Origin of the sequence: Streptomyces roseochromogenus subsp. oscitans DS 12.976, from assembly GCF_000497445.1 — a bacterium.
GTDB classification, from domain to species: domain Bacteria; phylum Actinomycetota; class Actinomycetes; order Streptomycetales; family Streptomycetaceae; genus Streptomyces; species Streptomyces oscitans.
Window position 1 is genome coordinate 3,320,307 of sequence record NZ_CM002285.1, and the last position, 18,701, is coordinate 3,339,007.

General features: G+C 70.8%; 19 protein-coding genes and 1 pseudogene. 11 read left to right on the top strand and 9 right to left on the bottom strand.

Annotation, left to right across the window (positions count from 1 at the left end; genetic code table 11):
- Positions 1-392 precede the first annotated feature (392 nt).
- Positions 393-803, top strand: a complete 411-nt coding sequence (locus M878_RS64030; protein ID WP_031224935.1) for a hypothetical protein — start codon at positions 393-395, stop codon at positions 801-803.
- A complete protein-coding gene (locus M878_RS64035; protein WP_023547023.1) occupies positions 800-2,020 on the top strand; it encodes a serpin family protein in 1,221 nt (406 codons plus the stop codon). Before M878_RS64030 ends, M878_RS64035 begins: the two co-directional genes overlap by 4 nt.
- On the opposite strand, the gene M878_RS64040 is transcribed toward M878_RS64035, so the two are convergent.
- Positions 1,983-2,423 (bottom strand): MarR family winged helix-turn-helix transcriptional regulator, encoded by a 441-nt coding sequence (locus M878_RS64040; RefSeq protein WP_031224936.1) that lies wholly within the window; start codon positions 2,421-2,423, stop codon positions 1,983-1,985. The two genes, M878_RS64035 and M878_RS64040, sit on opposite strands and share 38 nt — an antisense overlap.
- A 154-nt stretch (positions 2,424-2,577) precedes the next feature.
- Here M878_RS64040 and M878_RS64045 point away from each other — a divergent pair, with 154 nt between their 5' ends.
- Positions 2,578-3,561 (top strand): SMP-30/gluconolactonase/LRE family protein, encoded by a 984-nt coding sequence (locus tag M878_RS64045; protein ID WP_023547025.1) that lies wholly within the window; start codon positions 2,578-2,580, stop codon positions 3,559-3,561.
- 82 nt (positions 3,562-3,643) lie between these two features.
- Here M878_RS64045 and M878_RS64050 read toward each other — a convergent pair whose 3' ends face one another.
- Positions 3,644-4,888, bottom strand: coding sequence for a hypothetical protein (locus tag M878_RS64050; protein WP_023547026.1), 1,245 nt, complete (start codon positions 4,886-4,888; stop codon positions 3,644-3,646).
- Entirely contained in the window at positions 4,885-6,084 is a 1,200-nt protein-coding gene (locus tag M878_RS64055) for a HesA/MoeB/ThiF family protein (protein WP_031224937.1), read from the bottom strand. Before M878_RS64055 ends, M878_RS64050 begins: the two co-directional genes overlap by 4 nt.
- A gap of 222 nt (positions 6,085-6,306) precedes the next feature.
- On the opposite strand from M878_RS64055, the gene M878_RS64060 reads away from it, so the two are divergent.
- The 4 genes from M878_RS64060 to M878_RS64075 all read left to right on the top strand — a co-directional run bounded on the left by M878_RS64060 (position 6,307) and on the right by M878_RS64075 (position 9,006).
- Entirely contained in the window at positions 6,307-7,617 is a 1,311-nt protein-coding gene (locus tag M878_RS64060) for a M14 family zinc carboxypeptidase (RefSeq protein ID WP_031224938.1), read from the top strand.
- 82 nt (positions 7,618-7,699) lie between these two features.
- A complete protein-coding gene (locus M878_RS64065) occupies positions 7,700-8,281 on the top strand; it encodes a Uma2 family endonuclease (protein WP_023547029.1) in 582 nt (193 codons plus the stop codon).
- Between the two features lie 199 nt (positions 8,282-8,480).
- The gene (locus tag M878_RS64070; RefSeq protein WP_023547030.1) at positions 8,481-8,750 is read left to right on the top strand and encodes a type II toxin-antitoxin system Phd/YefM family antitoxin; all 270 of its coding nucleotides are present in this window, start codon (positions 8,481-8,483) and stop codon (positions 8,748-8,750) included.
- A complete protein-coding gene (locus M878_RS64075) occupies positions 8,743-9,006 on the top strand; it encodes a type II toxin-antitoxin system RelE family toxin (protein WP_023547031.1) in 264 nt (87 codons plus the stop codon). The genes M878_RS64070 and M878_RS64075 overlap by 8 nt, the downstream gene beginning before the upstream one ends.
- 191 nt (positions 9,007-9,197) lie before the next feature.
- Here the strand turns inward: M878_RS64075 and M878_RS64080 are convergent, their stop codons facing one another.
- From M878_RS64080 to ychF, 3 genes and pseudogenes are all read right to left on the bottom strand, one after another.
- Complete coding sequence (locus M878_RS64080; RefSeq protein WP_023547032.1) at positions 9,198-10,616, bottom strand: ATP-binding protein; 1,419 nt, start codon at positions 10,614-10,616, stop codon at positions 9,198-9,200.
- Between the two features lie 104 nt (positions 10,617-10,720).
- Positions 10,721-10,918, bottom strand: a pseudogene (locus tag M878_RS94235) (dTDP-4-dehydrorhamnose reductase); the annotation flags it as partial.
- A gap of 137 nt (positions 10,919-11,055) precedes the next feature.
- Positions 11,056-12,144 (bottom strand): redox-regulated ATPase YchF, encoded by a 1,089-nt coding sequence (gene ychF, locus M878_RS64085; protein ID WP_023547034.1) that lies wholly within the window; start codon positions 12,142-12,144, stop codon positions 11,056-11,058.
- Positions 12,145-12,475: 331 nt separating this feature from the next.
- Between ychF and M878_RS64090 the strand changes: the two genes are divergently transcribed.
- On the top strand, positions 12,476-12,892 hold the full coding sequence (locus M878_RS64090; protein ID WP_023547035.1) for a DUF6542 domain-containing protein: 417 nt from the start codon (positions 12,476-12,478) through the stop codon (positions 12,890-12,892).
- Positions 12,893-12,942: 50 nt separating this feature from the next.
- On the opposite strand, the gene ppgK is transcribed toward M878_RS64090, so the two are convergent.
- Together ppgK and M878_RS64100 are read right to left on the bottom strand one after the other, a co-directional pair.
- Positions 12,943-13,689, bottom strand: coding sequence for a polyphosphate--glucose phosphotransferase (gene ppgK, locus M878_RS64095; RefSeq protein WP_023547036.1), 747 nt, complete (start codon positions 13,687-13,689; stop codon positions 12,943-12,945).
- A gap of 29 nt (positions 13,690-13,718) precedes the next feature.
- Positions 13,719-14,735: a 4-hydroxy-3-methylbut-2-enyl diphosphate reductase gene (locus tag M878_RS64100; protein WP_106962831.1), complete on the bottom strand. Its 1,017-nt coding sequence runs from the start codon at positions 14,733-14,735 to the stop codon at positions 13,719-13,721.
- Positions 14,736-14,800: 65 nt separating this feature from the next.
- Here M878_RS64100 and M878_RS64105 point away from each other — a divergent pair, with 65 nt between their 5' ends.
- The 3 genes from M878_RS64105 (at position 14,801) to M878_RS64115 (ending at position 17,864) form a co-directional block, all read left to right on the top strand.
- Positions 14,801-16,171, top strand: coding sequence for an APC family permease (locus tag M878_RS64105; RefSeq protein ID WP_023547038.1), 1,371 nt, complete (start codon positions 14,801-14,803; stop codon positions 16,169-16,171).
- Positions 16,172-16,395: 224 nt separating this feature from the next.
- Entirely contained in the window at positions 16,396-17,604 is a 1,209-nt protein-coding gene (xseA, locus tag M878_RS64110; RefSeq protein ID WP_031224940.1) for an exodeoxyribonuclease VII large subunit, read from the top strand.
- Positions 17,605-17,615: 11 nt separating this feature from the next.
- A complete protein-coding gene (locus tag M878_RS64115; RefSeq protein WP_023547040.1) occupies positions 17,616-17,864 on the top strand; it encodes an exodeoxyribonuclease VII small subunit in 249 nt (82 codons plus the stop codon).
- 221 nt (positions 17,865-18,085) lie between these two features.
- On the opposite strand, the gene M878_RS64120 is transcribed toward M878_RS64115, so the two are convergent.
- Positions 18,086-18,613 carry a DUF4245 domain-containing protein gene (locus M878_RS64120; protein WP_023547041.1) on the bottom strand — a complete coding sequence of 176 codons (528 nt, stop codon included), beginning with the start codon at positions 18,611-18,613 and terminating at the stop codon, positions 18,086-18,088.
- Between the last annotated feature and the right edge of the window lie 88 nt (positions 18,614-18,701).

The window sequence follows — 18,701 nt, forward strand, 5'->3', positions numbered from 1 at the left end:
TTGTGCCATGCAAGCAAAGGCCAGAGAATCACTCGATGTGATGACACGGGGCGTGGGAGGGCTTTACCCAGGCACTTTCTCCCCCGTATAGGTCCGCTCACACCTGGCGCGGGGCGGTTGAGGGAGCTGTAGCCCCGCGGGCATGGCGGGTATGGCGCAACGCCTGTGGCCCGTCCGACTGTTGGGGGTACGGCGGGGCCACGTACGGACTGTGCGGGTGCGGGCGGGGTGGCTGAAACGGCGCTTCTGGCTGGTGGGGGCCGGGGGCGGCCGTAGGGACCCCGGTACCGTGCTCCTTGGCCGGGCGGCGGCGACGCGGGACCGGTGAACGGCCGGTGGCCCGGCTGACGTACGACTGGGCACATGGTGAGCGGGGCGGAAGCGGGGGCGGAATGAGGGTGGGGACCCTGACCGGGGGTCGGGCGGGCGGCGACGCCGTCACCGGGGACCGCGGGGGCGCCGAGGTCGTCCGGGCGGTGAACGGGCTCACCAGGCATTGGGCGGCGGCCGCGCACGACGGCACGGTCTTCTCGGCGGCCGGGGTCCGGCCCCTGCCAGGCTTCCGCACCGCCGCGATCACGACGTTCGTGGCGGCCGGGGCCGGCGCGCTGGCGAAGCCGCGGTACGCCACGACGCGGATCGACGCCGCCTGCGACCGCCCCTTCGACCGCCCCTTCGGCTTCCTCGCCCTGCACCGGCACGCGCGGCTGGTGCCGGCGGCGGGGTGGGTGACGGATCCGCCGCCGTATCCCGAGGATCCGTACCTAGTGACCGGCAAGGCCGCGCAGGAGGACGACGAGTGAGCAAGGTGACCGCCGAGACGGTCCGTCAGGTGAACGGGCTGACGGCTCGCTGGGCGCAGGCCCTGCCCGAGGGCACGGCGTTCTCGGCGCCCGGGGTCTGGCCCCTGCTGGGCTTCCTGGCCGACGGCGCGACAGGCCCGGCGCGCGCGGAGCTGGCCGGGGCGCTGGGCGTGCCGGCCGAGCAAGCGGCCGCAGCGGCACGGGAGTTGCTGCTGGCGCTCGCCTCGGTGTCCGGCCTGGACGCGGCGCTCGGCCTGTGGTCGCACCAGGGGCTGGCGCTGCGCGAGGAGTGGCGGGCCGGGCTGCCGGCCGGGACGTACGGGGTGTTCGGGGACGACCTCGTCACCGCGCAGGAGCGGCTGGACGCCTGGGCGGCCGAGCGGACCGGCGGGCTGGTCGAGCGCATGCCGGTGACGCTGACCCGGGACGCGCGGATGGTGCTGGCCAGCGCCCTCGCGCTGCGCACGACCTGGCGGCAGCCCTTCGACCAGCTGCCGCTCAGGCCGGACGCCGGCCCCTGGCAGGGCCGCACCCTGCGTGGGCTGCACCGGCGCAGCCCACGGCCGGACCGGGTGGGCGTGACGGGCACGCCGGACGGTTTCGTCACGGCGCTGACGGTGCCCGGCGACAACGGCATCGACGTCCATCTGGTGCTCGGCGAGGAACACATGACTCCGGGGCAGGTGCTGAACGCCGGGGTGGGGATCGTGGAGCGGGCGCTGCCGCTCACCGGGGGCGGCGCACTGCCGCACGGGCATGTGGGGCCGGGCCTGTATGTGGAGCAGCAGCCTGCCGTCGAGCCGACGTCACTGACGCTGGACGTGCGGACGGTGGCGTACGAGGTGCGCGCCGATCACGATCTGCTCGCCCTGCCCGGGCTGTTCGGGCTCACGGCGGCAGCGGATGCCCGGCACGGCCACTTCTCCGGCATCAGCGACTACCCACTCGCGATCGGCCAGGCCCGCCAGTCGGCGCTGGCGCAGTTCGGTCCGCTGGGGTTCCGGGCGGCGGCGGTGACGGCCGTGATGCCGGAGGCGGGCGGCCTGCCGCCGCAGTACCGCTACGAGTCCACGGTCGTGCGGGTCGTCTTCGACCGTCCCTTCGGCTTTCTCGCCGTGGACCGTGAGTCCCGGCTGGTGCTGGTGGCGGGCTGGGTGACGGATCCGGCGCCGGAGCCGGTCATGAGCTTCCCGGGCGCTGTTCCTCCAGGACTCTGACACAGCGGGCGATCAGCCCGGTCAGGGCGTCCCGCTCCGCCTCGGTGAACTCCGCGGCGAGGGCTCGCTCGACGCGTACGGCGGAGGTGTCGGCCGCGGTGAGGACGGCGCGGCCCTCGTCGGTGAGGCGGGTCTCCAGGACGTTCTTGTGCCACTCGTGCGGGCTGCGGGTGATCAGATCGCGGTCCTGGAGGTTCTTCAGGACCGTGTTCATGGTCGGCGGGGTGACCCCGCACAGCCGGGCGAGGGCGGCCGCGGAGATGCCCGGGTTGTCGTCGAGGTGGAGCAGCGCGGCGTACTGGGCGACGGTCAGGCCCGCGGGCTTCAGGACCGCCGCCTTGGTCGCGTTGAGGGCCTGCTCGGCCCGCTTGAGGTGGGAGCCGAGGCGCTCGGACGCGGGCATGGAGGTCACCGGACCACATTAATGCCTTGGCCAGGATGAATGCCCTGATGATGATCAGGATACTCTCGATGATTAATACACTGGTGATCGTTAGAGTTCTAATATAGCTTTGCATCCGTCATGCAGTGAGTAGCCGAACCGAGAGGCGCCTGTCGTGTCCCGTTCGATCCACCGCCGTACCTTCCTGTCCGGCGCCGCCGCCGCGGCCGTCGCCGTCGCCGCGCCCCGGGCGACCGCGGCCACCGGCCCCCGCATCTCGACCGCCTTCACCCTCCCCGGCGACCGCGCCTACCCCGAGGGCATAGCCCTCGACCCCCGCACGGGCGACGCCTACGTCGGCTCCTACACGACCGGCGCGATCTACCGCGCCGCCGCCGGCAGCCGCACCGCCGAGGTCTTCCTGCCGGCCGGCACGGACGGCCGTACGACGGCCAACGGCCTGAAGGCCGACCGGGCGGGCCGCCTCTGGGTCATCGACCACACCACCGGGGTCGACGTGTACGACCTGAGCGACCGCTCCCTGCTGGCCCGCTTCGAGGTACCGGCAGGCGACCCGCACTTCCTGAACGACCTCGTGATCACCGCGGACGGCACGGCGTACGTCACCGACAGCGTGCGCCCGGTGGTCTACCGGATCACCCCGGCCGACCTGGCCCGCGCGCACGGCGGCCGGGCGCCACTGACCGCACGGTACGACCTGAGCGGGGCCGTCCCGTCGCACGGGCCGGACGCCTACACCCTGAACGGCATCGCCGCCGACGCCACCGGACGCCGGCTGTTCGTGGTCGACATGACCGGCGGCGGCCTGTACCGGGTCGACGTGACCGACGGTTCGATACTCCAAGTCACCCTGCACGGCGGCGACTTGGTGCACGGTGACGGCCTGGACCTGTCCCACCGCACCCTGTGGGCCGCCCACAACAAGAGCAACACCCTGACCCGCTGGCACCTCTCCCCCGACGGCACCGAGGCCCGTCTTCTCCGTACCCTGACCGACCCCGCCCTCCAGATCCCCACCACCCTGGCCCACACCCCCCGCGGCCTCCTCGTCGTCCGCTCCCAGTTCGACAAGGGCGGCCCGATGGGCTCGGGCACACCGACGACACCGTTCACGGTGGCGCGGGTGACGGGGATGTGACCGGTCGGCCGGGGCGATGTTCGCCGGTGGCCTCCAGCTGGACCGGCCCGCCATGACGCCCTCGTCCCGCTTCACCGGGCTTTCACGTCAAGCCCGCTGATCTGCGTGATCCCCGGTCGCGCCACCGGGTGACCAGCCACAGGACGTTGACGCCGCCCAGGGTGATCAGGACTGCCGCCGAGTCGGTGTTGCCCGCGAGGCCGTGCCCCGGCCCCAGTCCCCGTGCCGCGCGGATCAGCAGGGTGACGTCGACAGGGAGTGTGACCGCGGCCATGAACGTCAGGCAGGCCACCGTGCCGGCCACAAGGACGGCGCTGTAGAGGCGGACGGCCCGGCGCTCGTGCGGGGGCAGCCGGGAGCTCGGGTCGTCGGTCCCGGTGGTCCGGCCGGGGCGCAGCGATCGCACCGCCCGCCGGAACACGTACCGCACGTAGGCGAGACCGTCGCCGTACAGGTTCCGGCAACCGGTGACGTCCTGGACGACGAAGTACAGGTCCGTACGCATGAACACCATGAGCTGGAAGGGCAACGGCATCAGGGCCAGCAGCAGGGCCGCGGACAGCAGCCGGCGGACCGTCGTACCGGGGCTCGCCAGGGCGAGGGTCAGGACCAGCGACGAGGCGACGGACAGGTTCAGGGCGATGCCGGCCAGGTAGGCCGTCAGCCGGTGGCGGCGGGGCGCGAGCTCGATGCCGCTGATGTCCGTCTGCATGACGAGGAACTGCAGCCGGGTGCCCAGCCGCATCTTCCCCGGCACGCCCGCGGCGCGGGCGGTGACCAGGTGCGCCAGCTCATGAGCCAGCACCAGCGCCCACCCGGCTGCCGCCCCGGTGAGCAGGACCAGGCTGCCGTGCGGGCTCCACAGCAGGTCGCGATAGCCCGGCAGCAGGCCGGGACGGCGGATCAGGACGACGACGGCAGCCGCCAGCAGCGCTCCGGCGAACACGGGAAGCACCGGGTGCAGGGCGAACCGGACATGGTGGGGGCGCAGCCATGGCAGCGACGCGCGCGGCGGTTCGGCGTCCGGAATCGGACACTCCCCGATCCGTGCCACGAACCCCAGAGCGGCCAGGTCCCTGACGAACTCCGTGATCTCGAACTCCTCGCCGGTCTCGTCACGCAGCGTCTCCGCCGTGCGGGCCACGCTCAGTCCCTCGCCCAGGAGTTCCACCGCCCGGGCCCCGGCCGCCGGCATGGCGACGAAGGTCCGGGTGGTGATGCGGCCCACGATCCACTCGTCCCGTTCACGCTGCACCGCCAGGTCGTGCAGCAGGACGCGGGCCGACGGCTCGATTCGGGGAAGGCCCTCCGCCGCGGTGTCCGTCACGAGAGGTCCCCCGGTCCCCGGTGCGCGGCCGGTTCCGGCCCGGCCGGTTCCGCTCGGCAGGCGGGGCAGTCGGGGCGTCGGTCCGAGCGCTGCTCGATCGCGTCTCCGGGCACCATGAGATTGAGGCCGAACCGGTGCCCGGGGCCGACCGGGGGGACACCGCACAGCAGCGTGATGGCGGCATGGGCCAGCAGACCGCCGGACAGGCCCGCGGTCACGGCGTTGACCGGATTCCACGGCATGCGGGGCGAGGCGACATCCTCGTCCTGGCCGGGCGCGAGCCGCAGATCGCGCCGCTCGGCCTCCGCGATGCGCAGACACTCCCAGCACGCGCCCCGGCCCGGCGTGAAGACCCCGACACTCACCAGTGGACCGCGGTAACCGGCTTCGGCCCACGACGTGCCGGAGGCCAGGCAGACCCGGTTGGTCCAGCTGCGGATGGCCGCGGGGCGGTCGGCGGCCAGCAGCAGTACGTCGTACCCCGACCCGCCGCCGGAGCTGTCGGGGGCGCCGGTCAGCAGGTCTTCGAGGTCCGCCGGCCCGCGTACCTCGCGGCGCTCGCCGGTGACCGTCGTGTCCGAGTTCAGGGCGCGCAACGCCGTCAGCGCCGCGTCGATCTTGGGCGTACCGAGGTCGCGCTCGCTGAAGAGGGTCTGCCGGTTGAGGTTGGACAGCTCGACGACATCCGGGTCGACGCAGTGCAGCCGCCCCACTCCGGAGGCCGCCAGGTCCCGTGCGGCGGCGCCGCCGGTACCGCCGACGCCGATCAACAGGACCCGGGCACGGCGCAGCCGCACCTGCGGCTCCCAGGAACTCTCCCTCGGCCGGAGATCCATCCAGCGCAGCAGGGTCATGCCCCTGCTGTACCGCTCCCGTTCCCGCTCGGACAGCTCCGCCGGCGGGGCGGCACCGGCGTCCTCCACGAACCCGGCCATGGTCAGATCCGTCATCGCCTGCACGATGTCCGGGGCCGGTGGCCGTAATCCCGGATGGCGGCGGGACACCTCGGCGACGATCTCCCCGGCGTTCCGCGTGCCGTCCATGGCCTCGACCAGCGTCCACACCCAGCCGTCGGGATCCTTGACCTCGGCACCGATGCCGTGGACGACGCTCCCGATCCTCACGTGGCCGTCAACGGTTCGGTAGGCCCGGTGCTCCGGCTTGATCCGGGGGCGCCGCATCGCGGGCACCGTCATCATCGCGCCAATCTCCTCAGCCCCAACTCCTCCGACTGCAACGGACATTGACAAGCGTCACCCGGCGAGCGAACCCTGACAAGAGCACATCAACCCACTGCACGCCACGGCCACCACCGGGAGGACACGGCATGCCGAACAAGATCGAGATCCGTCCGCTGGACAAGAAGGAGACCACCAGCGACAGCGGCGGTAACGGCGGCGCCTGACCAGACGCGGATGATGAACCGGTACCCCACGGTCGCGGAAGTCACCGAGTCGGCACGGCAGTTGGTCTCCCGGTTCCCCGGAGCCGGCCGCCTGCGCCGGATCGGGACGTCCCGGGCGGGCCGCCCGGTCCTGATGCTGTCCGTGGGACACGGGCCGCGTCACATCCTGGTGGTCGCCCGGCCGCACCCCGACGAGCCGGTCGGCGCCGCGACCGCGCTCGCGCTGGCGGAGCGAGTGGCACGCGGCGACCGGCTGTCCGCGGCGACCGACCCCGCCATCGTCACCTGGGACATCATTCTGTGCCTGGACCCGGACGGCGCCGCCCTGAGCCATGGAATCGAAGAGGCGACGGCCGGGCCCGGCCACACCCTGGACACCTACTACCGCACCGCCTACCGCCCGGTCGCGGCGGAACAGCCGGAGTGGGCACCGATCGAATCGCAGCAACTCCCGGAGAGCCAGGCGCTGTTCCGTGTGATCGACGAACTCCGTCCGTTTCTCCAGTGCTCCCTGCACGGCGTCGAAGCGGGCGGCAGCTGGGTCCAGGTGACCCGCGACCTCCCCGAGCTCGCTGTACCTTTCCAGGCGTCCGCCACGGAGCTCGGCATTCCGGTCCAGCACGGCACGTTCGACGCCCTGTACTGGGAAAACCCCAGCCCCGGGGTCTACGTCCTGCCACCGCCGGACAGCACCGACCGCCTGGCGGCCGGGTCCGAGAACATCGGGTTGTCCACTTGGTGCGCACCTCAGCGGTACGGCGGCGTCACGGCGATCATCGAAGTGCCCATGTGGGCGACCGACCTCGCCGACGATCTGTCCCCGCACCCGGAAGCCGCTCACGTACTGCGCGAACTGGCCGGGCTGGTACGGGAGCGCGGACGGCAGGTGACCGCCGTCCTCGACAAGGCACGCGCATTCCTGCCACCGGCCCAGGACAGCCCGCCCAGACGCGTGCTGGAGTGGATGGCCGACGGTCTGTACGACCTGGTCGCCGACTCCTGGGAACCGCTCGCCCGGCAGGCGGCCGCCGCGTCACACCCCGACGATCCGCACCGGTTGACGACGGCCCAGGTCTGCGCCCTGGACATCGTGGCCCGCCGCCAACCGCTGCGCGCCGCGGGTCTTCTGCTACGGCTGCTGAAGACGACGGACGACGCCGCCGCCCCCGGTCTGCACCGCGACCTGGACGAACTCTTCACCGCGTGGTGCACGGACTTCGAGACGGCCCTGCGGCTGCGCTGGGTGCCGGTGCACCACCAGGCGGAACACCAGGCACGCACGGTCGTGGCAGCCGCCGAGACCGCGCTGACGGCCCTGCAGTGAACCCGACACCGACCCGGGACCGCTACCGCGCCCCGGCGACGATCTCGTGGCCCGCGCCTCGTCGAATCGCTACGGTTGAGCCATGACCGCACTGCCCGACTGGATGCGCCCGCCGCGCGAGGAAGGCTGGTTCGCGGAGGACCTGGACCGCCTTCCCGAGGCACCCCGCCACACCGAGCTGATCGACGGAGCGCTTGTCTTCGTGATGTCGCCGCAGAGGTGGTGGCACGGCCACCTCGTCACCATGCTCACCGTCGCTCTCATGGAGCAGGCGCCCGGCGATGTCAGGGTCGGCCGCGAGATGACCATAAAGCTCGACGAGCGAAACCGGCCCGAGCCGGATCTGCTGCTGACGACCGCCGACTACGACGGAGACCGCACCTGGTTCGCGCCGGACGAGGTGCGACTCGTCATCGAGGTCGTCTCACCCGAGTCCGCGCACCGGGACCGCACGGTCAAGCTCCGCAAGTACGCGGAGGCAGGCATCGCGCACTACTGGTGCATCGAGGACGAGAACGGCGCCCCCGTCGTCCATGTCTATGAACTCGACGAACCAACGGGAGCCTACGCACCCGCCGGCATCTTCCGAGGCACCTTGGAGCGCCCGGTTCCGTTCCAGATCAACCTGGACCTCGACAAGCTCACCCCACCGCGGGGCAACTGAAGTCAGCAATCGCCTAGCGCTCAGCAACGCGGCGATCACACGTTGAACCGGAACGCCCACGGCAACGCTGCGACCTGCGGAAACGCGCCTTTCCACGATCCCATCCAGCACAGGTCCAGCACGGTGGCGGTTTACCCAGCACCTCCGAGCGATCGTGAAGCCGTTGTGTACACATGAGACACTCGGTACACTTGGGTGTATGACGCAGCCACTGCCCACAGAGTCCATCCGCGATGTCCGGGCACACCTGGCCGAGGTCGTGGAACGAGCCGACCGTGACGACGTACCCACGGTGATCACGCGCCGAGGCAAGGAGGTGGCTGCCGTGGTGTCCATCGACATGCTCCGGAAATACCAGGAGTGGGAAGAGCGCGAGATCAACCGGATCATCGACGAGCGCATGGCCAATCCGGCGCCCGGCATCCCGATCGAGGACATCATGAGGGAGACGCTGGCGCGCAGTGAGTGAGTACCGCACCGCCTTCCGGCCCGAGGCTCAGGCCGAACTCCGCAAGGTCCCGCGAGACATGACCCTCCGCATTCTGGCCAAGTTGACCGAGCTGGAGAGTGACCCTCTGGGGTTCAACACCACCGCCCTCGTCTCCCAACCCGACCGCCGCCGCCTATGCGTGGGCGACTACCGCGTGATCTACACGATCGACAACGGCGAGCTGGTGGTGTGGGTCGTGCACGTCGGGCATCGCTCCACTGTGTACGACACCTGAGTACGCCTGACGTCGGGTCAGAACATCCAGCACCGATCCAGCACGGGATTCGCGACAAAGTACGAGAAGGCTCGGGACCGCCAACACTACACAACAGCGTCAGCAAGAGATCGAGGTTCGAGGGACTTCTCCGCGACGCCCTTGCAGCCTGATCGCGCCCCAAATCCCTTGCCTTGCCTGCTACTCGCCACTCACAGCGGCCAGGCTGTCAGCAAGTGGCCGGGGCCGTAGGCGGCGTCGAGCCCCGGACAGTCGACTCCGCTGCGCGAGACCGCCACGACGGGAACAGGTTCGTCGGTGAGGGCGGCCCGGTGTCGGTGGAGGGCGGCCAGGTCGTGCCGGTCGAAGGGCGACTGCTCCAGCCACTTGATGGAGCCCACGAAGAGCAGCTCCTTGGCAATGGGGGCGCGGTCCGCCCCGACGATGTCGATTTCGACGTCGTTGGTGCGGGTCCAGTAGCCGCCCACCGCGGGGGCTGCGGGCAGTTGGCCGTCGGGCAGTATCCGGGCAAGCGCCTCGCGGATGAGCGGCTCGATCGCCCGGCCGCGCCAGCTGGTCCAGTTCTCCCGGATGCGCGCCAAGGTCAGATCGCCCCGCCCCCGCTCGATCTCTTCCATGGACGGGCCGAGCAAGTGCAGCCAAAACCGCAGGTAGGGATCTGTCACCCGGTAACGGCGATCCTTCGACGGACGCAGCGATACAGGCAGCTCCCCAGCGACGATCCGTTTGTCCGTAAGCAGCTCCAGAGCTCGCTGCAGCGGCGTGGCCCCGATCCCGCCGGCTGCACGGGCGATGTTGGTGAAGGTCCGCTCGCCACTACCGATAGCCGCCAGCACCGTACGCGCCTGGGCCTGCGGGGGGAATTCGGCAGCCAGCGAGCGCTCGGCCGACACCAGCAGGGCCGAGACCGGATCACTCAACGCCTCGCCAAGGAAGTCCCACAACCCTGCGCCGCGCGGCCACTCAGCGCAGATCAGCGGCAGCCCGCCAGTGACCAGCGCAGCGTCGAAAGCTTCCGCCGGATCCAGCCCAAGCATCTGTCCCACCTCTGCGGGGTTGAGTGGTCCCAGCACCATCTCCCGGCCGCGCTGATGGAAGGGTCGCCCGTAGCTGTTCAGTGCCTCCATCATCGACAGATCGGAGCCGATGAGGACCAGCAGCACTGGCTTGGTTTCCAGCACCCGATCCCAGGCCCGCTGCAGCATCCCCTCAAAGGCGCCATCGGTATCCATCAGGTACGGCACTTCATCGATGACCAGCACGCTCGCCCGGTCAGCGGGCAGCGCCGCAGCCAGCACGTCGAACGCGGCATCCCAACTCTCCGGCCGCGCGGCGGCCACCAGCCCCGCCAACGGCAGCGTCGATGCCTGGGCGTCCCGGGCGAGTCGCGCAAGATCATCCCTAGGGGACGCGCCGGTCGCCGCGTAGAACAAGAACGGGGCCCCGGAGCGCTCCGCAAACCGCTCGACCAGTCGCGACTTGCCCACGCGTCGCCGCCCGCGCAACATCACGCACCGACCGGGCCGCTCCCCGCCAACCCCTGCAGCGACCTTCTGCAGCTCTCGCTCCAACGTCGCCAGTTCCTGCCGACGGCCTACAAAGTCCACCACGCCTACCCACCTCCGCCCATGATACTAACTTGAATGTTAGCAACATTGACGTTAGTGCGGGACCTTTACCGGTGTCGATCACGGTCACGAGTCGTGGACCCGACGTCCCTCCAGCCGCGCCGGGCGATGCGCGCACCGAGGTCGTAGCGGCTGAGAGCGTCGGGGCCGGCGAGGTGGAAGAGGCCGGCCCCGTCCGATCGCGTGAGTTACCACAAGGCGGCGGCCAGGTCCTCGACGTGCACGGGGCAGCGCACGTCGTCGGTGAAGAGAACACCTAGCCATGCGGACAGGTCCTCGATGAGGTGGACGAGGGCCGTCGCCACACCGCTGTAGCGGTTGTCGTTGTAACGGGAACGAGCAAGGGGCCGACCCGAAAACGAGACGACCCCTCCTGACTTGCATGTTTGCCAGGGCGGCAAAGTGGTGTTAATTCACCCGCTCACACATTGAACCGGAACTCCACCACGTCCCCGTCCTGCATGACATAGTCCTTGCCCTCCATGCGGGCCTTGCCCTTGGCTCGGGCCTCGGGGACCGAGCCGGTTGCGAGCAGGTCGGTGAAGGAGATGACCTCGGCCTTGATGAAGCCCTTCTGGAAGTCGGTGTGGATCACGCCGGCCGCCTCGGGGGCTGTGGCGCCCTTCTTGATCGTCCAGGCGCGGGACTCCTTGGGGCCGGCCGTGAGGTAGGTCTGCAGGCCGAGGGTGGCGAAGCCGACGCGGGCGAGGGTGGCGAGGCCGGGCTCGTCCTGGCCGACGGACTGGAGGAGTTCGAGGGCCTCCTCCTCGTCCAGTTCGGCTAGGTCCGCCTCCAGCTTGGCGTTGAGGAAGATCGCCTCGGCGGGGGCGACCAGGGCGCGCTGCTCGTCCTTGAAGTCCTCGTCGATCAGTTCGTCCTCGTCGACGTTGAAGACGTAGAGGAAAGGCTTCGTCGTGAGCAGGTGCAGGTCGTGGAGGAGTTCGTTGCGCTCGGTGCCCTGGACGATGCCGTGCGCGAAGAGCGTGTCGCCCTTCTCCAGGATCTCCTTGGCCTCCTCGACCGCCTTGACCTTGGGGGCGATGTCCTTCTTGATGCGCGACTCCTTCTGGAGGCGCGGGAGGACCTTTTCGATCGTCTGGAGGTCCGCCAGGATCAGCTCGGTGTTGATCGTCTCGATGTCGTCCTTCGGCGAGACCTTGCCGTCGACGTGGACGACGTTCTCGTCCTTGAAGGCGCGGATGACCTGGCAGATCGCGTCGGACTCACGGATGTTCGCGAGGAACTTGTTGCCGAGGCCCTCGCCCTCGGAGGCGCCGCGCACGATGCCGGCGATGTCGACGAAGTCGACCGTGGCCGGGAGGATGCGCTCCGAGCCGAAGATCGACGCCAACTGCGCGAGGCGGGCGTCGGGGACGCCGACCACGCCGACGTTCGGCTCGATCGTGGCGAACGGGTAGTTGGCCGCCAGCACGTCGTTCTTGGTCAGGGCGTTGAAAAGGGTCGACTTGCCGACATTGGGCAGGCCGACGATTCCGATCGTGAGCGACACGTTGCGACTTCCCGTAGATGAGTGGGCCAGGGGGTGCCAGGGGCCAGAGACCGACACTGGCCGATCCCCCAGTTTACGGCGTCCACGCCCACCGGCTCGCGGGAGCTTCGAACGCCCGGCCAGGCTCTGCGCACCGGCGTGTCTGATGGGTGATTCGGCACATAAACAGACCTAAGTTGGTCCAGTGGAGCAACACGGATCGCGACCCTCGGACGACGGACCGCGAAGTGGCACGCCGCAGCCCGCGCACCTGCCCTCGCAGGCCCGGCGCCGGTCGGGCGGGGAGGGCAGATCGGGAGCGTGGGCGCAGCGGAAGGAGCGCGGCGCACGGATGGCGCGGGCGGCCCGGGCGGTGCGGGGACCGCGTCTGCCGAATCCCCGGCTCACCGGGCGCGGCACCGGACTGTTCTGTGTCGTCGCGATGTTCCTGCTCGGCTGTCTGGACGCGCTGCTGTTCGACGGGTACATGCCCGTGTACGGCGTGCTGTTTCTCCCGGTGTGCGTGCTGACCGCGCTGTGGGCACGGGCGGGGGACGTGCTGACCGCCCCGGTGATCGTACCGATCGCGTTCGCCGTGGGGCTGATCCCCGCCGCCGACGGAAACGGGGGGCTGCTCGGCCGGCTGATGGGGCTGTTCACCGGGCTCGCCACCCAGGCCGGCTGGCTGTACACCGGGACGCTCTTCGCCGGAGTGATCGTGCTCGTACGCCGGGTGCGGTGGGTACGGGGGCGCCGGCGACGAACCTGAGCCGGCGCGTCACGGCCACGCTGTCCTACGCCGCCTGGGCTGCCCGGGCCCTACGTCAGCTGGGCCGCTCTCATCGCCGCTCCCACGATCCCCGCGTTGTTCTGCAGCTGGGCCGGGACGATCTCGGCCTTGATGCCGTCGAGCAAGTGCAGGAACTTGTCGGCCTTGCGGCTGACCCCGCCGCCGATGATGAACAGCTCCGGCGAGAACAGCATCTCCACATGCGCCAGGTACTTCTGGACGCGCTGTGCCCAGCGCTCCCAGCTCAGCTCGTGGTCTTCCTTGGCCTTGCTGGAGGCCCGCTTCTCGGCGTCGTGGCCGCCCAGCTCCAGGTGGCCCAGTTCCGTGTTCGGGACGAGGGCGCCGTCCACGAAGACGGCGCTGCCGATGCCGGTGCCGAAGGTGAGCAGGATGACCGTGCCCTTACGGTCCCGGCCGGCGCCGAACTGCATCTCGGCGACGCCCGCCGCGTCCGCGTCGTTGAGCACGACCACCGGCAGGCCGCCCAGTCTGCCGGTGAACAACGCGCGCGCGTCCGTGTCGATCCAGCTCTTGTCGACGTTCGCCGCCGTACGGATCATGGCGCCGCCCGTGACCACCCCGGGGAAGGTCAGACCGACCGGGCCGGTCCAGCCGAAGTGGTCCACGACCTGCTTCACCCCGTCGGCCACGCCGTCCGGTGTCGCCGGGTGCGGGGTGAGCACCTTGAGGCGCTCCTGAGCCAGGTCGCCCTTGTCCAGGTCCACAGGGGCGCCCTTGATCCCGGATCCGCCGATGTCCACGCCGAAGATCTGCATGGCACCACGTTACGACGCGGGACTGACAGTCACTCCGCGGAAGGACCGGTGCCGCCGCGCTCGGCGACCAGGGTCGTCGCCTCCTCGCGCAGGTCGCGGCGCAGCTCCTTGGGCAGCGAGAAGGTGATGGACTCCTCGGCCGCCTTGACGATCTCCACGTCGCCGTAGCCGCGCTCGGAGAGCCACTCCAGCACCTGCTCGACCAGGACCTCCGGGACGGACGCGCCGGAGGTGACGCCGACGGTCGTCACGCCCTCCAGCCAGGCCTCGTCGATCTCGTCGGCGAAGTCGACCAGGTAGGCCTCGCGGGAGCCGGCGAGCTTGGCGACCTCGACGAGCCGCTTGGAGTTGGAGGAGTTGCGCGAGCCGACGACGATGACCAGCTCGGCCTCGGCGCCCATCTGCTTCACGGCGAGCTGGCGGTTCTGCGTGGCGTAGCAGATGTCGTCGCTGGGCGGGGAGACGAGACCCGGGAACTTGGTCTTCAGGGCGTCGACGGTCTCCATGGTCTCGTCCACGGAGAGGGTGGTCTGGGACAGCCAGACGACCTTGGACGGGTCGCGGACCTCGACCTTGGCGACGTCCTCGGGACCGTCGACGAGCTGGATGTGGTCGGGGGCCTCGCCGGAGGTGCCGATGACCTCCTCGTGGCCCTCGTGGCCGATCAGGAGGATGTCGTAGTCCTCCTTGGCGTAGCGGACGGCTTCCTTGTGGACCTTGGTGACCAGGGGGCAGGTGGCGTCGATGGTGGCGAGGCGGCCCTGCCTGGCCTCCTCGTGCACGACCGGGGCGACGCCGTGGGCCGAGAACATGACGATGTTGCCCGGCGGCACCTCCTCCGTCCGTTCGACGAAGACGGCACCCTTCTTCTCCAGGGTCTGCACGACGTACTTGTTGTGGACGATCTCGTGCCGGACGTAGATCGGGGCCCCGTACTGTTCGAGGGCCTTCTCGACGGCGATGACGGCGCGGTCCACACCGGCGCAGTAGCCCCGGGGGGCGGCGAGCAGGACACGGCGGCCAGGCGAAGCGGTCATGCGTCCCATCGTAAGGCCGCGTTCGGCGGCGTCGAGATCGCGTCCCCGGCGCCGTGCGGGGAACACTGGGTGCCATGTCCGACACGGAAACCACGGCCTCCCCGACGGATGAGCACCACGGGCTGCGGCGGAGCCTCGGCTTCCGGGATCTCGTGGTCTACGGACTTCTCTTCATCGCCCCCATGGCGCCGGTCGGCGTCTTCGGCACGCTGGACGCCAGGTCGCACGGTGCAGTGGCGCTGGTGTACGTGGTGGCGACGGTCGCCATGGGATTCACCGCGTTCAGCTATGCGCAGATGGTGCGGGTGGTGCCGCAGGCGGGGTCGGTGTTCGCCTACGCGCGCGTGGGGCTCGGGAAGGAGGCCGGGTTCGTCGCGGGCTGGATGGCGATGCTGGACTATGTCCTCATCCCGGCGGTGGCCTATCTCTTCTCCGGGATCGCGATGAACGCGCTGGTCCCGCAGGTGTCCCGGTGGGTGTGGACCGCGCTGGCCGTCGTGGTCACGACACTGCTGAACCTGTGGGGCGTACGGACGGCCGCGATCGTGGGTTTCCTCGTCCTGGCCATGGAGATCGTCGTTTTGCTGGTGTTCGTGGTGGCGGCGCTCGTGGTGCTGGCGCGGGACGGGGCGGCGCGGGGGCCGTGGACGCCGTTGTCCGGTGACGGCACACAGGGTCCCTTCGCGCTCTCGGCGGTGCTCGGCGCGGTGTCGGTGGCGGTGCTGTCGTATCTGGGCTTCGACGCGATCGCGACGTTCGCCGAGGAGGTCACCGGGGCGTCGGCGAAGGTGGCGCGGGCGCTGCTGTTCTGTCTGGCGCTGGCGGGGGTGCTGTTCGTGGCGCAGACGTATCTGGTGGCGCTGCTGGAGCCGACGACGTCCGCGCGGCTGGCCGCCGCTCCCGGCAAGCAGGGCTCGGCCTTCTACGACGCCGTGGACGTCTCCGTCGGCGGCTGGCTGCACGATCTGGTGGCCGTGAGCAAGGCCATCGGGGCGGCGTTCGCGGCGCTGGCCGGGCAGGCGGCGGCGGGGCGGCTGCTGTTCGCGATGGGCCGGGAGCGGCGGCTGCCCCGGGCCCTGTCCCGGACGGACGCCGGTGTGCCGCGGGTCGCTCTGCTGTGCTCGGCGGTGATCACGCTGGTCGCTGCGGGGTGGGCGGCGCGGCGGGACGACGGTCTGGACAGGCTCGTCTCGGTGGTCGACGTGGGCGCGCTGACGGCGTTCACGCTGCTGCACGCGAGCGTGGTGGGGTATTTCGCGGTACGGCGGCGGGAGGGGCGGCTCAGCTGGTGGCGGCATGTGCTGGTGCCGGGGGTGGGAGCGGCGATCACGGTGGCGGTGATCGTGGAGGCGAGCGGGGTGGCGCAGGTGGTGGGGGCGGTGTGGTTGGTGATCGGGGGGCTGGTGCTGGTGGGGCAGCGGGGGCGGGTGGAGGCGTCTGGGTAGCTGAGCGGCGCGGGGGCTGGGCAGCAGTGGGTTTCGCTCGCCCGCGCCGGCGGGGTGCCGCTTCTGTGGGACGGGAGCCGCCCCAGCTGCACGACTGCCCGCGGCTACGGCGTCTTGGCGGCCGGCGGCACTGCGGTTCCCTGGGCAGGGCTGTGCCCGGCAGCCGGACCTGAGCCCGGCGGCGCGTGGCCCCGTTGTCGGTACTCCCCGTTACGCTCAACCGCATGGCTGTGAACACGACCCCTGAGGCACCCCTGCCCGTGGGCGAGGTCTCCCGGTTGATCGGCGGGTGGATCGACCGGCTCGGTGCGGTGTGGGTCGAGGGGCAGATCACGCAGTTGTCGCGGCGGCCCGGTGCCGGGGTCGTGTTCCTGACGCTGCGGGATCCGTCGTACGACATCTCCGTGAGTGTGACCTGCTATCGGCAGGTGTTCGACGCCGTCGCGGACGTCGTGGGCGAGGGTGCGCGGGTCGTCGTACTCGCGAAACCCGAGTGGTATGCGCCGCGCGGGCAGCTGTCCCTGCGCGCCGCCGAGATCAAGCCCGTCGGTGTCGGTGAGCTGCTGGCCCGGCTGGAGCGGCTGAAGAAGGCGCTCGCGGCCGAGGGCCTGTTCGCGCCGGAGCGGAAGAAGCCGCTGCCGTTCCTGCCGCAGCTGATCGGGCTGGTCTGCGGCCGCGCCTCCGCCGCGGAGCGCGACGTGCTGGAGAACGCCCGGCACCGCTGGCCCGCCGTCCGCTTCGAGGTGCGCAACGTCCCGGTGCAGGGTGTGCACGCCGTTCCGCAGGTCGTGCAGGCGGTGAAAGAGCTGGACGCGATCGACGACGTGGACGTCATCATCGTCGCGCGCGGCGGCGGCAGCGTGGAGGACTTGCTGCCGTTCTCCGACGAGCAGCTCGTACGGGCGGTGGCCGAGTGCCGTACGCCCGTCGTCTCCGCGATCGGGCACGAGCCCGACAACCCGCTGCTGGACCATGTCGCCGATCTGCGCGCCTCCACGCCCACCGACGCGGCCAAGAAGGTCGTGCCGGACGTGAGCGAGGAGTTCGAGCGGGTGCGGATGCTGCGGGACCGGGCCCGGCGGTGCGTGGAGGCGTTCGTGGAGCGCGAGGAGCGGGGGCTGGCCCACGCCCTGGCCCGCCCCTCGATAGAGGATCCGCACCGCATGATCGGCGAACGGGCGGACCATGTCGCCTCGCTGGCCGAGCGTTCCCGGCGCTGCCTGGGGCACCTGCTCGACCGCGCGGACTCGGAGCTGACGCACACGCACGCGCGCGTGGTCGCCCTCTCTCCCGCCGCCACGCTCCGGCGGGGCTACGCGGTGCTGCAGAAGGCCGACGGGCATGTGGTGCGCGGCCCGGACGAGGTGACCGGCGGCGAGCCGCTGCGGGCGCGGGTCGCCGGGGGCGAGTTCTCGGTTCGAGTCGACACATAGGGATTGGGTGCATGACCGGCAAGGTGGATGAGGCGCTCTCGTACGAGCAGGCGCGCGACGAGTTGATCGAGGTCGTACGACGCCTGGAGGCGGGCGGTACGACGCTGGAGGAGTCCCTGGCGCTGTGGGAGCGCGGCGAGGAGCTGGCCAAGGTGTGCCGCCGCTGGCTGGAGGGGGCACGGGCCCGGCTGGACGCGGCGCTCGCCGAGGAGGCAGAGGCGGAGCCCTCGGCCGACGGTGCGGCGGAGGGCTCCGCGTAATGGCGAGCGGCCCCATCAAGGCGGGGCGGATACAGGGGCGGAGCGCAGGGTGAGGGCGCCGCCGCGCTGAACGCCGCGCACTCCATCATCGGCGACCGGGCCGCGCTCGCCGCGCCTGGCGTACGACGACGTCGTCACGACCGTCCGAGCCGCCCCCGCCGGAAACACGATGAGGCCCCCAGCGCCCAAGACCGCCGGGGGCCTCTGTCGTATGCGCGGGCTCACTGCGTCTTCAGCGCCGCCGCCGCCTTCGTCAGGTCCGCGAAGGACGCCGTGCCGGCCACGACCGTGGTGGAGCCCTTCGTGCCCTCCAGGACGAGGGCGTCGTAGCGGCCGCCGGTGTAGCGGGTCCAGGTGCGGCCGTCGATCGTCTCGGTCTGCTTCGTCGCCGACGCGCCCTGGCTGGCCTCGTCGATGAAGGCGGACCGCTTCTGCGTGGACTGCTCGATCTGCACGTACTGGCCGTCCGGGGCCTGGAAGCCCAGGTGCCAGCGGTCGCCGTTCTCGCCCTGGAAGCGTACGGAGGTCGCCTTCCAGGCGCTGGGCAGGCCCTCGGGGGCGGCCACCGGGTAGCTCGCCGCGCGGCGGGCCGTGAGCAGCTCGACCCGGTAGTCGACCCGCTTGAGGTCGGGAGCGTGATCGTCGTGCGGGATGGCGAAGAACCAGACGCCCGCCGCCGCGATGCCGATCAGGGCCAGGGAGAGAACCATGTCCCGGGCCGTCTTCTGCTTGCCGTTCGAACCTGCCACGCTCCCTATCGTCGCAGGTACCCCAGGCGCTCATCCGTGGGGTCCCCTGCTCATTTTGTCTGCCTAACGATAGAGTCAGGGCGAATAC

Excerpts from the sequence above, each read along its gene's own strand:
- xseA (WP_031224940.1), top strand. The coding sequence starts at position 16,396 with ATGGCTGTGAACACGACCCCTGAGGCACCCCTGCCCGTGGGCGAGGTC.
- M878_RS64030 (WP_031224935.1), top strand. The coding sequence starts at position 393 with ATGAGGGTGGGGACCCTGACCGGGGGTCGGGCGGGCGGCGACGCCGTC.
- M878_RS64105 (WP_023547038.1), top strand. The coding sequence starts at position 14,801 with ATGTCCGACACGGAAACCACGGCCTCCCCGACGGATGAGCACCACGGG.
- ppgK (WP_023547036.1), bottom strand. The coding sequence starts at position 13,689 with ATGCAGATCTTCGGCGTGGACATCGGCGGATCCGGGATCAAGGGCGCC.
- M878_RS64065 (WP_023547029.1), top strand. The coding sequence starts at position 7,700 with ATGACCGCACTGCCCGACTGGATGCGCCCGCCGCGCGAGGAAGGCTGG.
- M878_RS64070 (WP_023547030.1), top strand. The coding sequence starts at position 8,481 with ATGACGCAGCCACTGCCCACAGAGTCCATCCGCGATGTCCGGGCACAC.
- M878_RS64100 (WP_106962831.1), bottom strand. The coding sequence starts at position 14,735 with ATGGGACGCATGACCGCTTCGCCTGGCCGCCGTGTCCTGCTCGCCGCC.
- M878_RS64040 (WP_031224936.1), bottom strand. The coding sequence starts at position 2,423 with ATGCCCGCGTCCGAGCGCCTCGGCTCCCACCTCAAGCGGGCCGAGCAG.
- M878_RS64090 (WP_023547035.1), top strand. The coding sequence starts at position 12,476 with ATGGCGCGGGCGGCCCGGGCGGTGCGGGGACCGCGTCTGCCGAATCCC.
- M878_RS64055 (WP_031224937.1), bottom strand. The coding sequence starts at position 6,084 with ATGACGGTGCCCGCGATGCGGCGCCCCCGGATCAAGCCGGAGCACCGG.
- M878_RS64115 (WP_023547040.1), top strand. The coding sequence starts at position 17,616 with ATGACCGGCAAGGTGGATGAGGCGCTCTCGTACGAGCAGGCGCGCGAC.
- M878_RS64060 (WP_031224938.1), top strand. The coding sequence starts at position 6,307 with ATGAACCGGTACCCCACGGTCGCGGAAGTCACCGAGTCGGCACGGCAG.